Genomic DNA, 14554 nt, shown 5'->3' on the forward strand with positions numbered 1-14554 from the left:
TCAGTTTTCAAAGAGCAATCTTTTCTTTCGTGTCGGCCGTGTGTCTCGTTGGCGACCTAGATAATATATCACAGGCGCCTATGGCATTGCAAGTACTTTTTTCATTTTTATCAAAAAATTTTTTATAACGGTTATTTTACCCTTATATTAAGGGATTTCGATTGCCATCATCTATATGGAACATGCTCAATGGTTGATACAATCTCTTCATCATTCTCGTATGTTCTTCTTGTTTAACTGGTCTTGAACTTGTGTTCTATTTATATAAGAATAACGCCGGCCAACTTCAATACAATAAAAAAACAGTAAGCGCTATGACACGTACGCATCAAGCTTAGAAAGCTTTTTGCGTCGCAATTCATTGCTGCTTACTGTCTTTTTACTTTTACCTGAGCACTTCTCTAATATGAAGATGCCGGTCAACGATCAAATTGACGATTGTTCCATCAATTGAAACCCAAGGCCGAGTCGGATGATTATGATCCGAAAACACAATTTCTCCGATTCGCTCATCACTTAACTTAACAATCGTTCCATTATGGAATTGGGTAGCCTTCTCTACAAAGATACGTACATACCCGGGGTCAAGCTTGCCGAATGCGTCGCTCTGGATCTGTTCCAGAACTAGATAAGGGGATGCGGCTTTTCGATACGCTTTATTCAAAGTCATTGCGTGAAAAATATCCGCAATCGCTACAATTTTAGCATAAGGGTGTATCTTTGTTGCATCAATCCCGAGTGGATAACCGGTGCCGTCAATCTTCTCATGGTGCTGAAGAGCTGACATTTTGACACCTTCATTTAACGCCGGGACATTCTTGAGCAATTGATAACCCAAAACCGTATGGCGCATCATTTCTTCTTTCTCTTCTGCCGATAATGGATTAGGCTTCGTCAAAATCGATTTATCAATTTTCACGTTGCCTATATCATGCAGCAAACCTGCAAAAGCAAGCTGCATCCAATCCTTTTGCGGAAAGCCTGTCCATTGTGCAATTTGATAAGAAGTCAAAGCACAAGTGATGCTGTTATGAAGCAAGTAATCCTTCTCCATGAATTGACGGGGCGCAAAGGTTAACAAGTTGTAGCTTTTGATATGCTCCAGCATCTTTTCCAGCTGCTTTCGAATATCCATCACAGGCATGGCCTGACCAGCTACAAAAGAGTTAAACACCTGACGCAGCACTTTGACCATTTGGTCATACTCTTCATGAAGAGCAGATGCAGCTACAGGGAGCGATGCTTCCTGAGCCGTATCTTCCGCAGCATCCTCGCGCGTTTTGCCTGAAGCCTGAGTTGACTCGACTTCGACAGCCGTAATTAGGAATGCTTGCAAGATTTCTACTTCTTTCGGGGTCACGATTCTCCCCTTATGAAATAAGATACCGCCAAGCGGGGTGAGGACATCTTCATTGATTTTATCGCCTAGTTTAAGCTGTGATAACGTTACCGCTGCCACGAGAGTCCTCTCCCCTGTGCCTGAAATAAAATCTAATATAAGTTTACCATGACATGCGCTGAAGCCGTCATATGACGGCTTCACATGCATTGACTATTCTTCAATCGGCGACTCGCCGCCCTCTACCTCTTCGTTCTCATCAAGCGCATCATTTTCTTCACTGCGCGCAACACGGGTAACTGTAGCTACCGTATCGTCCTCGCGCGTATTAATGAGTTTTACACCCTGCGTATTCCGGCCCATCGTAGATATGCCTTCCATACTGGTGCGGATCATCGTGCCCGATGCCGTCATAATCATAAGGTCTTCATCATTCTCTACGACCTTAAGGGATACGATTGGACCGTTTTTGTCCGTTACGTTAAGTGTCTTGATGCCTTTACCGCCACGATTCTGAATTCGATAATCTGCTACAGGAGTCCGCTTGCCGTAACCTTTGGAGGTTACGATTAGAATATCCTTCTCAGGCACAATGACATCCATATCAATAACGGAATCATTGTCATCAAGCTGGATGCCTTTCACGCCGGTAGCCGAACGCCCCATGGAGCGAACATCCTGCTCGGAGTAACGAATCGACATCCCTTGAGCGGTACCCATAATGATTTCCTGGTTCCCGTCCGTAAGCTTCACGCCAATGAGATCATCGTCCTCACGAAGCGAGATGGCGATCAATCCGACCTTCCGAATGTTGACATAGTCATCAAGCGGCGTCTTCTTCACAACCCCTTGCCTTGTAGCAAAGAATAGGAAATGCTCTGCATCAAATTCCTGTACCGGGATAACCGCATTAATCGTCTCACCTTGTTCAATTTGAATCAGGTTGATGATCGGCGTTCCGCGTGCAGTACGGTTAAGATCAGGAATCTCATAAGCTTTGAGCTTGTATACCTTTCCTTTGTTCGTAAAGAACAAGAGGTAGTGATGCGTATTGGATACGAAGAGATGCTCAACGAAATCATCATCCTTCGTGCCCATGCCGACAACGCCTTTACCGCCGCGCTTCTGACTGCGGTAAGTACCGACAGGCAAACGCTTGATGTAACCCGAGTGGGTAATGGAGATGATAACATCCTCACGCGGGATGAGATCCTCGTCCAAAATTTCCTCATCGCTGGCCATAAGTTCCGTGCGGCGTTCGTCACCGAAACGTTCCTTCAGCTCAGCAAGCTCTGTGCTAATAATATCAAGCACAAGCTGCTCATCTGCCAGAATGGCCTTATATTCAGCAATTTTCCGCATAAGTTCTGCGTACTCCGCTTCGATTTTATCTCTTTCCAGTCCAGTTAGACGCTGTAGACGCATATCCAAAATAGCCTGCGCCTGCTCGTGGGAAAGTGAGAATCTTGTAATCAATCCTTCGCGTGCTTGATCTGCCGTCTGAGAACCGCGAATTAAAGCAATGACTTCGTCCAGATGGTCAAGAGCGATACGCAACCCTTCAAGAATATGGGCGCGAGCTTCGGCCTTCTTCAGTTCGAACTCAGTGCGGCGACGAATAACCTCGATTTGATGCTGCAAATAGTGATACAGCATATCGCGAATGTTAAGCGTCTTCGGCTCGCCATTTACAAGAGCAAGCATGTTAATTCCGAAATTGGATTGCAATTGCGTATGTTTGTACAAATTGTTTAGGATAATGCTTGGATTGACATCCCGGCGCAGCTCGATAACTACACGCATACCATTGCGGTCCGATTCATCGCGCAGGTCAGTAATGCCTTCGATTTTCTTCTCGCGAACGAGCTCGGCAATTTTCTCAACTAGGCGAGCTTTAATGACTTGATAAGGGAGCTCATGAACAATAATGCGAGCTTTACCGTTATTCTCCTCAATCGTTGCACGAGCACGCATCGTTACGGAACCACGACCCGTTAGATATGCCTGCCGAATGCCCTGACGGCCCATAACGAAGGCGGCTGTCGGGAAATCCGGGCCTTTTATATAATCCATAAGCTCAACCGGCGTAATATCCGGATTAGAGATCAACGCTTGTACGCCGTCAATAACCTCGTTCAAGTTATGAGGCGGAATATTGGTAGCCATACCTACGGCAATACCAGTAACTCCGTTTACGAGCAAGTTTGGATAACGGGCTGGCAATACAACCGGCTCTGATTCTTCACCGTCATAGTTGGGTGCAAAATCAATCGTATCCTTGTTGATATCACGCAAAAGCTCCATAGCGATCTTCGAAAGCCGTGCTTCCGTATAACGCATCGCAGCCGCGAAGTCACCATCGATCGATCCGAAGTTCCCATGCCCATCTACAAGCATATAACGCATAGAGAAATCCTGCGCCATACGTACCATAGATTCATATACTGCCGAGTCACCGTGAGGGTGGTACTTACCGATTACTTCTCCAACGATCCTTGCTGATTTCTTATGAGGCTTGTCTGGTGACATGCCTAGCTCAGACATTGCATACAAAATACGGCGATGTACTGGCTTTAGACCATCCCTAACATCGGGAAGAGCACGACTTACGATGATACTCATTGCATAATCCATAAAGGAGTCGCGCATCTCCGTACCAATGTCCCGATCTTTTATAGATATACGTTCTTCTTCCGCCATGATTTACCTCCCTGACGCCATCTATAGCTACTCTTAAATCACAATAACTCTTATATTACTTTCTCAAAAAGCGAGCATATAAACCTTTTTCGCTCATGCTTTTGGATTTCCCGTAAATCTTACGTCATTTGTCGTTAAAAATAGGTGAATCAACGCTTTCCACATCTAAAAAAACGCCATAAAATAAACAGACCCAACTTTCATTATACCACTCAATTCCAAGTCTGTCTCCTGCATCATTTCAAATCCCTGCTAGGAAAAGAGCGTAGCGAGAGGAGAAAAATCGTTGAGCATTCAACGTGTTAAAAGCAAATGGGCTAAAACAAAAATTATGCTCAAATCCGACTATTTACGCCAATACATGCCGCCAACCAAGCTGTTTGGCCGGGGTAGCCTTCATGGCATGCTGAGCCAGTACGGGATGGTTTACGTTAAACCAATAAACGGTACCTTCGGCAACGGCGTCATTCGTGTGGAGAGAACGACAACACCTTCCCTTGGCTACCGCTACCAGCTTGATACGAAGATTATGTTCTTTCCCACGTTCGAGCAGCTGTACCAAAAAATTGTTAAGCAAAAAAAGAATCGAAGCTACATTGTCCAAAAAGGAATTCACTTGCTCAAACACCAGAAACGCCGCTTCGACATTCGTGTCATGGTCCAAAAAAACCTGAGCAACCATTGGGAAGCTACGGGAATTATCGGCCGCCTTGCCCACCCTGCAAAAATCGTAACCAATTACCACAGCGGCGGCACGCCCATGGCGCTCGAGAGGCTGATGAGCGACCATACCAATCACGCTGAGCTTGCTTCCTTCAAAAATCGGTTAAGAAAGCTTAGCATTAATATCGCCAATAACCTACAGGCTGCTTATCCAAATATCAAAGAGATTGGCGTAGATATCGCGATTGATGCGACGCTTCATCCGTGGATCTTGGAAGTAAACACGTATCCCGACCCTTATATTTTCCGCAAGCTGCCGGATCAGAGCATCTTCCAGCGGATATACCGCTATGCTGCCGCATATGGCCGTTTCAAAAAAAGAAGCAGTCGTCCGTAACGGGCGACTGCTTCTTGCAGTGCAAGGTTCTTAAACATCCAAATTGGTCACGTATCTCGCGTATTTTTGAATAAAATCACGACGCGGCTCGACATTATCGCCCATTAGCGTATCGAATACGACATCCGCTTCAATCGCATCCTCAATCGTTACCTGAAGCATCGTGCGGCTTTCTGGGTCCATAGTTGTCTCCCATAGCTGGGTTGCGTTCATCTCGCCTAGTCCTTTATAACGCTGAACATTGACTTTCACGCCTTCTCCAAACTCGGCAATAATCCGGTCCCGTTCTTTCTCGGTCTGAGCATAGCGGATAACCTTGTTGCGTTCAATCTTGAAGAGCGGTGGCTGAGCGATATAAATATAACCTGCATCTATAATTTGACGCATGTACCGATAGAAGAACGTCAGCATCAGCGTACGGATATGCGCACCGTCGACGTCGGCATCGGTCATGATTATGATTTTGTGGTATCTAGCTTTGGCGAGATCAAAGTCATCGCTAATGCCGGTTCCAAGCGCCGTAATGATCGCACGGATCTCCGCATTGCCTAGAATACGGTCAAGACGAGCTTTCTCTACGTTCAGGATCTTACCGCGAAGCGGCAGAATCGCTTGGAAATGACGATCTCGTCCTTGCTTGGCGGAACCGCCTGCAGAGTCACCTTCGACGATATACAACTCGCTTATGGATGCATCTTTAGAAGAGCAATCCGCAAGCTTACCTGGAAGCGAACCGACCTCGAGTGCGCTTTTGCGGCGAGTCAGCTCACGCGCTTTGCGCGCTGCTTCGCGTGCACGTGCGGCCTGCAGCCCTTTTTCGATAATTTTGCGTGATACGGACGGATTCTCTTCGAGAAACTCCTGAAGCTTCTCAGCAAAAAACGACTCTACGATGCCTCTAACCTCGCTATTGCCCAGCTTGGTTTTCGTCTGGCCTTCGAATTGCGGCTCAGGAATCTTAACGGAAATGATAGCCGTCAAGCCTTCGCGCACATCGTCTCCGGAGAAGTTCGAATCATTATCCTTAATCAGGTTGGATTTGCGTGCATAGTCATTGATGATACGTGTCAGAGCGCTCTTAAAGCCGGACTCATGCGTTCCGCCTTCATGCGTATTGATGTTGTTGGCAAAGGAATGAATATTCTCCGTATAGCTGTCGTTGTATTGCAAAGCGACCTCTACATGGATATGATCCTTCGACCCTTCCACATAAATCGGCTGCTCATGAAGCGGCTCACGGGTACGGTTCAAATACTTTACGAACTCGATAAGTCCACCCTCGTACATAAACGTATTCGATACGCCCGTACGCTCATCGGACAATACAATTTCAATGCCTTTATTCAAAAACGCCAGCTCGCGGATCCGCGATTGCAGCGTTTCATAATCAAAAACAGTTGTTTCCGTAAAAATCTCGCTGTCCGGCTTAAACGTAGTCTGAGTGCCCGTTTCCGTCGTATCTCCGATAATCTTGATATCATATTGCGGAGCGCCTTTACGGTATTCTTGCTGATAGATATGTCCTTCACGTTTAACTTGAACAATGACGAGCTCGGACAGCGCGTTTACGACAGATATACCGACGCCATGCAAGCCGCCAGATACTTTATAGCCTTCACCGCCGAATTTACCTCCGGCATGCAAAACTGTCATGACGACCTCAAGAGTCGATTTCTTCAGTTTCGTATTCTCGCCAACAGGAATGCCGCGTCCATTATCAATAACAGTTATGCTGTTATTCTCGTGAATGATTACTTCAATTCTTGAGCAATAACCGGCCAAAGCCTCGTCAATACTGTTATCGACAACCTCCCATACGAGATGATGAAGACCTTTGCCACTGGTGGAGCCAATATACATCCCCGGACGTTTGCGTACCGCATCTAATCCTTCCAAGACCTGTATCTGACTCTCGTCATACGTATGCTGTTCCAAAGACATGCAACTTCACTGCTCCTCTCAACTGCTCTTCCTGATCGCCTTCGCTCTAGCCGTTCGCTGCAAAATGATGGGCTCTTTTCTTCAGCGTAGAGGATGAAATAGGCGAATAATATATTTTTTGCTTCGTTACAACGATCGATTTTGGCTCTTCCTCGCCAATCGTTTCAACGTCCTTACGCTTGCGTGCTCCCGCAACGAATTGCTTGGAAAGTTTGGAGGATTGCTCGATAGAAATATCAAAAATGGCCACCAGCTCCGCAGCCCGAATTATTTTCTCGCCGCCCAAATGGATGTACATGTCCTCTTCCTCACCTCTCCTATTCGCACCCTTAACGCGTCACTCGGCCGTCATGAACATGATAGATGCCGGCATCCTGAAGCCTGCTCACATCCACGCTTTCAAGGCCGGTCGTTGTAATAAAGGTTTGTACTTTGCTTTGAAACGTCTCAATCAGCTGTGTTTGACGATTGTGATCAAGCTCCGACAGCACATCATCAAGCAGCAAAAGCGGATATTCTCCGATTTCCTCGTTAATGAGCTCTATTTCAGCCAATTTTAAAGATAGGGCCGTTGTTCGCTGCTGCCCTTGGGAGCCGAAGACTTGCGCTTCTTTGCCATTTATGAAAAAGGCTAAATCGTCGCGGTGCGGTCCCACTAGCGTAACGCCTCTGCGAATCTCCTGATCTTTCACCTGTGTTAACTTTATCATAAATTGCTCAAATAAAACAGTTTCATCTTGCTGGGCATCTGCGTCAAACGAAGGGCGGTACTCAATGATGAGCTGCTCTGCCCCGTTAGTTATGCCCGCATGAATTTGCTCTGCAAACGTTTGTAATTTATGTATAAAGTGTTTCCTTTTTTTCATGATTTTAACACCATGCTCCGCGAGCTGCATATTCCACACGTCCAGCATCGTCTGATTGGCCCCTCCTGGGTAGGCGGCTTTCAGAAAATTATTGCGCTGCTGCAGCACCTTGCCGTATTGCTGGAGCGTATGCAAATAGCCGGGCTGCACTTGTCCGATTTCCATATCGAGAAACCGTCTTCGCACTCCCGGCGTTCCTTTTACAATTTCCAGATCCTCTGGCGCAAACATCACAACGTTGACCGAGCCGATAAAATCGCTTAGCTTTCGCTGCTCCAGCCCATTGATTTTGGCTTTCTTGCCTTGTCCGGAAAAAAGAAGATCCAATTTGACAGAACCATACTTTTTATCGGCTTCGCCCGTGATTCGAGCGGTATCCCCTTGCCAGCCAATAAGTTCTTTGTCCTTAGAGGTACGGTGGGACTTCGTAAGAGCCAGCACGAATATCGCTTCCAGCAAATTCGTTTTTCCCTGGGCATTGGGCCCGAGAAATACATTTACTTTATTAGACGTTTGCAAATCGAGCTCGTTATAGTTCCGATAATTTTGCAGCTGAATGCTCTTTAAAAACACGTTTTGACCTCCCGGTCCATGGGTGCGCTACTCTTTACCTACCGTAAAGTCGCCGCAGCCTTCAACCTCTACTTTATCCCCGGCATACAGCTTTCTGCCTCTGCGGTTATCTGCTTCGCCGTTAATGATAACGGTATTCTCCTGCAAGAAAAACTTAGCATGTCCGCCGGTTGAAATGCAATCGGACAGCTTTAAAAACTGTCCGAGAGTAATGTACTCCGTCTTAATGGCAATTTCCTTCATCGAAAAAAGTCATTCCTTTCTTTTCTTGCGTTCTTTATTAGCCTGTTGTCCGATATGGCAAAATCACATACATGCTGTATGCATGATCCATTGGGCGAATGATAATCGGGCTCATCGCGCCTGTAAAGCCGATAAACAGCTGTTCGCTATCGATTACTTTAAGAACATCAAGCATATATTTGGAGTTGAACGCAATTCTAAGCGGCTCGCCGTTGAATTCCTTCGCTTCTAGCTGCTCGGTTACACGGCCAAGCTCGGTAGAGCTGGAAGAAATTTCGATCGTTCCATCCTCTAATGTCATCAAGCGAACGATATTGGTTTTTTCCTCACGGGACATGAGGTAAGCACGGTCTATGGCGTCCATTACATTTTTTGTATCCAGAACAAGTTCTGTTTTGAAGGTTTGCGGAATAATCTTAGAAGTATCGGGATAGGTGCCATCCAAAATTCTCGTATAAAACAGCACGTTGCCAAGCTTAAATAAAACTTGGTTGTCTGCTACTACGATATCTACGAGCGCATTTTGCTCAGGGACCAGCTTGGAGAGCTCGATCAATGTTTTTGCCGAAATAACGACATTACTGAATTTGAATTGCGCTTCGGTGTCAACCTGAGCCGTTCTGCTTGCCAGACGGTGACGGTCCGTAGCTATAAATTTCAGCTCGCCTTCAAGGAGGTTCCATAGCACCCCTGTCAGAATAGGCGTTTGTTCGCTTGCCGAAGCAGCTAGAACGGTCTGGCGAATCATCGCTTTTAATAGATCACCAGGCATTTGAAGAACTTCGTTTTGTTCAATGGACGGCAGAACAGGAAATTCTTCCGGGTCAAGCCCGACCATTTGAATTTCCGTAGATCCGGAACGGATGATGGTTTGATAGGTATTGCTCACATCAATGACGACTTGCTCGGAAGGGAGCTTTTTGACGATTTCTACGAAAAATTTTGCCGGCAAAACGACGCTTCCGGGTTTATCCACATGTGCAATGACGAATTGATCTCTTTCCACAGGGATAAAGCTTTGGATGGAAATGTCGGTATCACTGGCAGTAAGGGTTACGCCCATATGGGTAACCTCGATTTTAATCCCGCCCAGAATCGGAATTGCAGGTCTTGAAGATGCAGCTTTCGCAACTTGTTGAATCGCGTCGTTTAATTCGTTTTTTGAAATCGTTAATTTCATGGTTTCACTCCTAGCATTCTTATAAATTCATCCAACGTATGAGCTCACACGAATCTATTTTTGGTTTAAGCATTCACTTTCAGCTTTTAAATATAAGCGATGCTTATATAAGCAGCAGAACGTGTGCGAAACGAACATTTCCTCCGGAAGGAGGGGAGTTGCCGTTTACGCGTTTTTGATGATGTTTTTTTAAAGATTTTTAATAGTCGTAGTAGTAGGGGCCCTGAATATGTGGATAACCCCAAGAAAGGCCGATAAAGCAAGCCTATCCACATGTGCATAGCGTGTGCATAGGCTTGCTTGGTTGTTCACATATGATTTTTGATTTTTTCGGTCAGGTTTTGGATGATTTTGTAGAGGTCCTGATCGATCTTTAGCTGCTGCGTAATTTTCTCGTGTGCATGGATGACCGTTGTATGGTCGCGTCCCCCGAAGGCTTCACCAATCTTGGGAAGCGAGAAGTCCGTTAGCTCGCGCGAGAGATACATCGCAATTTGCCTAGGGTAGGCAACAGCTTTCGTCCGCTTCCGAGCCTTGAACTCTTCAAGCCGGAGTCCATAGAACTCCCCGACCTTCGTTTGAATATCATGCATCGTAATCATGCGAGGCCGGCTTGATGGAATGATATCCTTCAGCGCTTCAGCTGCCAAGTGCGATGTAATGTCTGCGTTTATGAGGGAGGAATAGGCGACAACCCGTATAAGGGCGCCTTCTAATTCCCGAATGTTCGTATCGATTTGATTGGCGATGTAGATCATCGCTTCGTTAGGAATGTCCAGGTTCTCCGCTCTGGCTTTCTTGCGCAAAATGGCAATCCGCGTTTCCAGGTCCGGCGGCTGGATATCCGTAATCAGTCCCCATTCAAAGCGGGAGCGAAGCCGTTCTTCGAGTGTTGGAATTTCTTTTGGCGGGCGGTCACTTGAGATGACGATTTGCTTGCGTTCCTCGTGCAGCGCGTTGAAAGTGTGGAAAAACTCTTCTTGCGTCTGCTCTTTGCCAGCCAAAAATTGAATATCATCAATAAGCAGCACGTCAATATTGCGGTATTTGGTGCGGAAGCTTTCTCCCCGGTTGTCCCGAATGGCATTAATGAATTCATTCGTAAACTTCTCCGACGAAATATAAAGCACCTTCGTATTCGGGTTGTGATCCATGATGTAATGCCCGATTGCGTGCATTAAGTGGGTCTTACCGAGCCCAACTCCCCCATATAGAAAGAGCGGATTATAGGCTTTGGCCGGCGCTTCGGCTACAGCCAGCGAGGCTGCATGCGCAAAACGGTTATTCGCGCCAATAACGAATGTATCAAATGTATACTTCGGGTTAAGCATATGAGTAGGTGTCGCTTCTTCATTCATGACCGGAGAATGAACCGCTTTTGGCGGGAACATGTAGGCGGGTTCTGAACCCTTAGGCTCCTCAATAGAGAAGCGAACATCGACCTGTCTGCCCAGAAACTCGAATAGTGTCGTTCTAATCAGCTTTGTATAACGGCCCTCCAGCCATTCGGCTGCAAATGTTGTCGGCGCTGTTACTTCAAGCATGGAATCATCGACAAAAGAAGCCTTCGTTGCTTTGAACCAGGTGTCAAAGCTCGGCTTGCTTAATTTAGTCTGGATGATCGACAACACTTGCTGCCATAAATCATAGGTATGGCTGTCCACAGACTGTCACTCCTTATCCAAATCGCCACGAAGGGCGCAGTTGCAAGAAAAAATGTCGAAAATCAGGGTATTATAACGAAAGCATCCACATTATACAGAATCTTAAGCAGATGAGTTATAAGATAGGGGATGAGTTTGTTCACAATGTTATCCACAGGCTGTTGATAAATCTGAGGCAAGATTGATCTAATCCACAATGAAAACATAATTATCATAGCAAAAGATGCCTTATATTTCAACGAATTCGCATATTTTATCCACATTCTCAACTGCTTGTGCATAAAAGTTATCTACACCACTACATATTGTTTATATCTTGTGACCATTTCGACAAAGTTCGTTCAGCATGCCAGAAAATTGTGCACATGTTATTAGTTTTCGATAAAAGAGGTCATTTCATGCATTTATCCACAGTGCGGGTTCTGATTTTTTTATCAACAGGATCGAGAGGGCGGGGGTCATTGACTTTTGATGCTCAACGTGGTTTAATAAAAAAAGCGTTTTTTTAAATATAAGGCTATGTAAGCTGTATGCTTATGAAGCTGCTTATATTTCACCGCGAAACGATGCTGCTCCGTCATTCAAAGGCGGCGAGAGCCGTTGCGCATGATTGGAAACACGCAGTATAGGAGGTGCAGAACGATGAGACCTACATTTAGACCTAATGTAAGCAAACGCGCGAAAGTGCATGGATTCCGCAAACGGATGAGCACGAAGAACGGACGTAAAGTTTTGGCAGCGCGTCGTCAAAGAGGAAGAAAAGTACTGAGCGCATAAGCAGAAGACCACGTCCGGTGGTCTTTTTTTTTTGCTTGCGAGGTAGAGGAGTGAGGGCAGGCTGCTTATGCTGCTCTCTTTCTGGCGATACTTAGAAGATCAACAAGAGAACGGTGGGCCATGAGTCGTGCATAGAAAACTGCGTCTTCGCAACCGTGAAGACTTTAGCCGAATTTATCGAGGCGGCAAATCATTCGCGAATGGCCAATTTGTCGTCTATTGGTCGAAGCAGCCGGCGGCGGAGCCTTTTCGATTAGGCGTGTCCGCAAGTAAAAAAATAGGCAATGCGGTTGTTCGTAATCGCATGAGAAGAATGATTAAGGAAATCGTGCGCCACCAGGAGAAAAAGATCGTTCCCAAAACCGACTTCATTCTAATAGTAAGAAAGCCAGCAACGCTGATGAAGATGAAGGAGATGGAGAAGAGCGTTCTTCACGTTCTGAAGAAAGCAGGTTTGCTTAAAAGCGCCAATCATTCTAAGGATAAGCAGGCAGATGGACGATAATCTGGAGGCTTGCTTGGCGTACCGAAAATAAGCTATTCCGCCCGCGGCAAGAAAGCGGATGCATAGGCAGGCAAAATGTTTCTTTGTCCCATAAATTATGGTATAGTCTAGAATGAAAATATAAGATTGTATAAGTTATACAATGCCTGTATTTGACCATGATACAAATGCTGCGCGCAAGGGTTCGGCCAAAGCCGTTAACGCTTGATGTAATGGCTCTCAGAGAGGAGTTTTAATGTTGTTGTTTTGGACTAAAAACAAAAAATGGATTTTAGTGCTAGGCCTTGTTCTGCTAATGGGTGTTCTAGCAGGATGCGGCGCTCCAACAACCCAGACGACGGAGACCGCTGATTTATTGAAGGGCAACTTCTGGGAGAAAAATGTAGTCTACTATTTTGCAATTACGCTTGATACGTTCGCAGGCTGGTTTAACGACTCCTACGGACTTGCTATATTGCTACTGACGATCATTGTAAGAACGTTGATTCTGCCGCTTACTCTGAAGCAATACCGCAGCTCGAAAGCGATGCAAGCCCTTCAGCCTCAAATGGCTGAAATTAAGAAGAAACATAAGGATAACCCGCAAAAGCAGCAAGAAGAAACGATGAAGCTGTTCCAAACGCATAAGGTTAACCCAATGGCAGGCTGCTTGCCGCTTATTGTTCAGATGCCGATCTTTATCGCGCTTTACAATTCCATTTACAAAAACCCGGATATTCGTGAGCATACGTTCCTATGGCTTCAACTTGGTGAGAAGGATCCATATTACATTCTTCCGATCCTCGCTGCGGCTACGACTTTTATCCAGTCTAAAATGATGCAAAAGCAGCAAACGCAAACGATGCCAGGCATGGGCATGATGCTGGCGATTTTCCCTGTGCTTATTTTCGTAATGGCACTCTCGTTCCCAGCAGCTCTTCCTTTGTACTGGGTGTACAGTAACATTTACACGATTGTTCAAAACTACTTCCTATACGTTCGTTCATCTGACAAGGGTAAGGAGGCCCCTGCGAAATGAAGAAAATCATTGCATCGGGGAAAACGATAGAAGATGCTGTACGTAACGGACTATCACAATTGCAAGTAACTGAAGACCGCGTTAAACAAGTTGTGCTTGAGCAGCCCACGAAAGGTTTTTTCGGACTGTTCGGCGCAAAGGAAGCGAAAGTTGAGCTTGAGCTAATCCCTGATCCCATGCTGGAAGCGGAGCAGTTTCTCCGCGAGGTAGCGGGTACGATGGGGCTGCAAGTGAACATTGATCGGAAGCAAACAAGAGAAGGCACGCACCTGTCTGTATCAGGCGGCGGAGACCTTGGTATGCTGATTGGACGTCGCGGACAAACGTTGGATGCATTACAGTACTTAGTAAACATTGTGGCTAACCGTTACTCAGACAGTCATCTGCGTATCGTTCTTGATGCAGAGGATTTTCGTGAGCGCCGCCGCAAGACGTTAGCGGATTTATCCGATCGTTTGGCAGGGAGGGTGATTCGTACCAGGAAAGAAGTTGTCCTGGAGCCGATGTCACCCCATGAGCGGAAAGTCATTCATTCGCAGTTGCAGAACCACCCTAAGGTGAAGACGTTTAGCAAAGGCGATGAGCCGAACCGGCGAGTGGTCATTGCGTTAAGGCAATAAGCTTTCCTATAAATGTATAAGAATCTATACGCTACCCGCAGCAATGGCTCATATGGTCATTGCTGTTT

Annotated in this window: 13 protein-coding genes; 5 read left to right on the forward strand and 8 right to left on the reverse strand. The window is 46.0% G+C overall.

Features of this window, described 5'->3' with window-relative positions; genetic code table 11:
* Positions 1-385: 385 nt before the first annotated feature.
* Together FJQ58_RS02360 and gyrA are read right to left on the reverse strand one after the other, a co-directional pair.
* Positions 386-1459 (reverse strand): HD-GYP domain-containing protein, encoded by a 1074-nt coding sequence (locus FJQ58_RS02360; RefSeq protein WP_139990834.1) that lies wholly within the window; start codon positions 1457-1459, stop codon positions 386-388.
* A gap of 93 nt (positions 1460-1552) precedes the next feature.
* Positions 1553-4039: a DNA gyrase subunit A gene (gene gyrA, locus FJQ58_RS02365; RefSeq protein WP_139990835.1), complete on the reverse strand. Its 2487-nt coding sequence runs from the start codon at positions 4037-4039 to the stop codon at positions 1553-1555.
* A 286-nt stretch (positions 4040-4325) separates the two neighbouring features.
* On the opposite strand from gyrA, the gene FJQ58_RS02370 reads away from it, so the two are divergent.
* Complete coding sequence (locus FJQ58_RS02370) at positions 4326-5099, forward strand: YheC/YheD family protein (protein ID WP_139990836.1); 774 nt, start codon at positions 4326-4328, stop codon at positions 5097-5099.
* A 30-nt stretch (positions 5100-5129) separates the two neighbouring features.
* Here the strand turns inward: FJQ58_RS02370 and gyrB are convergent, their stop codons facing one another.
* From gyrB to dnaA, 6 genes are all read right to left on the reverse strand, one after another.
* Positions 5130-7040 carry a DNA topoisomerase (ATP-hydrolyzing) subunit B gene (gene gyrB, locus FJQ58_RS02375; RefSeq protein ID WP_139990837.1) on the reverse strand — a complete coding sequence of 637 codons (1911 nt, stop codon included), beginning with the start codon at positions 7038-7040 and terminating at the stop codon, positions 5130-5132.
* 46 nt (positions 7041-7086) lie between these two features.
* A complete protein-coding gene (gene remB, locus FJQ58_RS02380; RefSeq protein ID WP_012772007.1) occupies positions 7087-7338 on the reverse strand; it encodes an extracellular matrix regulator RemB in 252 nt (83 codons plus the stop codon).
* A gap of 31 nt (positions 7339-7369) precedes the next feature.
* Positions 7370-8479 (reverse strand): DNA replication/repair protein RecF, encoded by a 1110-nt coding sequence (gene recF / locus FJQ58_RS02385; protein WP_139990838.1) that lies wholly within the window; start codon positions 8477-8479, stop codon positions 7370-7372.
* Positions 8480-8506: 27 nt separating this feature from the next.
* A complete protein-coding gene (gene yaaA / locus FJQ58_RS02390; protein WP_139990839.1) occupies positions 8507-8722 on the reverse strand; it encodes a S4 domain-containing protein YaaA in 216 nt (71 codons plus the stop codon).
* Between the two features lie 37 nt (positions 8723-8759).
* Positions 8760-9902, reverse strand: coding sequence for a DNA polymerase III subunit beta (gene dnaN, locus FJQ58_RS02395; protein ID WP_139990840.1), 1143 nt, complete (start codon positions 9900-9902; stop codon positions 8760-8762).
* A 308-nt stretch (positions 9903-10210) separates the two neighbouring features.
* Positions 10211-11566, reverse strand: coding sequence for a chromosomal replication initiator protein DnaA (dnaA, locus tag FJQ58_RS02400; protein WP_139990841.1), 1356 nt, complete (start codon positions 11564-11566; stop codon positions 10211-10213).
* A gap of 642 nt (positions 11567-12208) precedes the next feature.
* On the opposite strand from dnaA, the gene rpmH reads away from it, so the two are divergent.
* The 4 genes from rpmH (at position 12209) to jag (ending at position 14486) form a co-directional block, all read left to right on the forward strand.
* On the forward strand, positions 12209-12343 hold the full coding sequence (rpmH, locus tag FJQ58_RS02405; protein ID WP_054025773.1) for a 50S ribosomal protein L34: 135 nt from the start codon (positions 12209-12211) through the stop codon (positions 12341-12343).
* Positions 12344-12470: 127 nt separating this feature from the next.
* Positions 12471-12848, forward strand: a complete 378-nt coding sequence (gene rnpA / locus FJQ58_RS02410) for a ribonuclease P protein component (RefSeq protein WP_139990842.1) — start codon at positions 12471-12473, stop codon at positions 12846-12848.
* Between the two features lie 235 nt (positions 12849-13083).
* Positions 13084-13866 (forward strand): YidC/Oxa1 family membrane protein insertase, encoded by a 783-nt coding sequence (locus tag FJQ58_RS02415; RefSeq protein WP_139990843.1) that lies wholly within the window; start codon positions 13084-13086, stop codon positions 13864-13866.
* Positions 13863-14486 (forward strand): RNA-binding cell elongation regulator Jag/EloR, encoded by a 624-nt coding sequence (gene jag, locus FJQ58_RS02420; RefSeq protein WP_139990844.1) that lies wholly within the window; start codon positions 13863-13865, stop codon positions 14484-14486. Before FJQ58_RS02415 ends, jag begins: the two co-directional genes overlap by 4 nt.
* The last annotated feature ends 68 nt before the right edge of the window (positions 14487-14554 follow it).

Origin of the sequence: Paenibacillus paridis (assembly GCF_006345825.1) — a bacterium.
GTDB lineage: Bacteria > Bacillota > Bacilli > Paenibacillales > Paenibacillaceae > Pristimantibacillus > Pristimantibacillus paridis.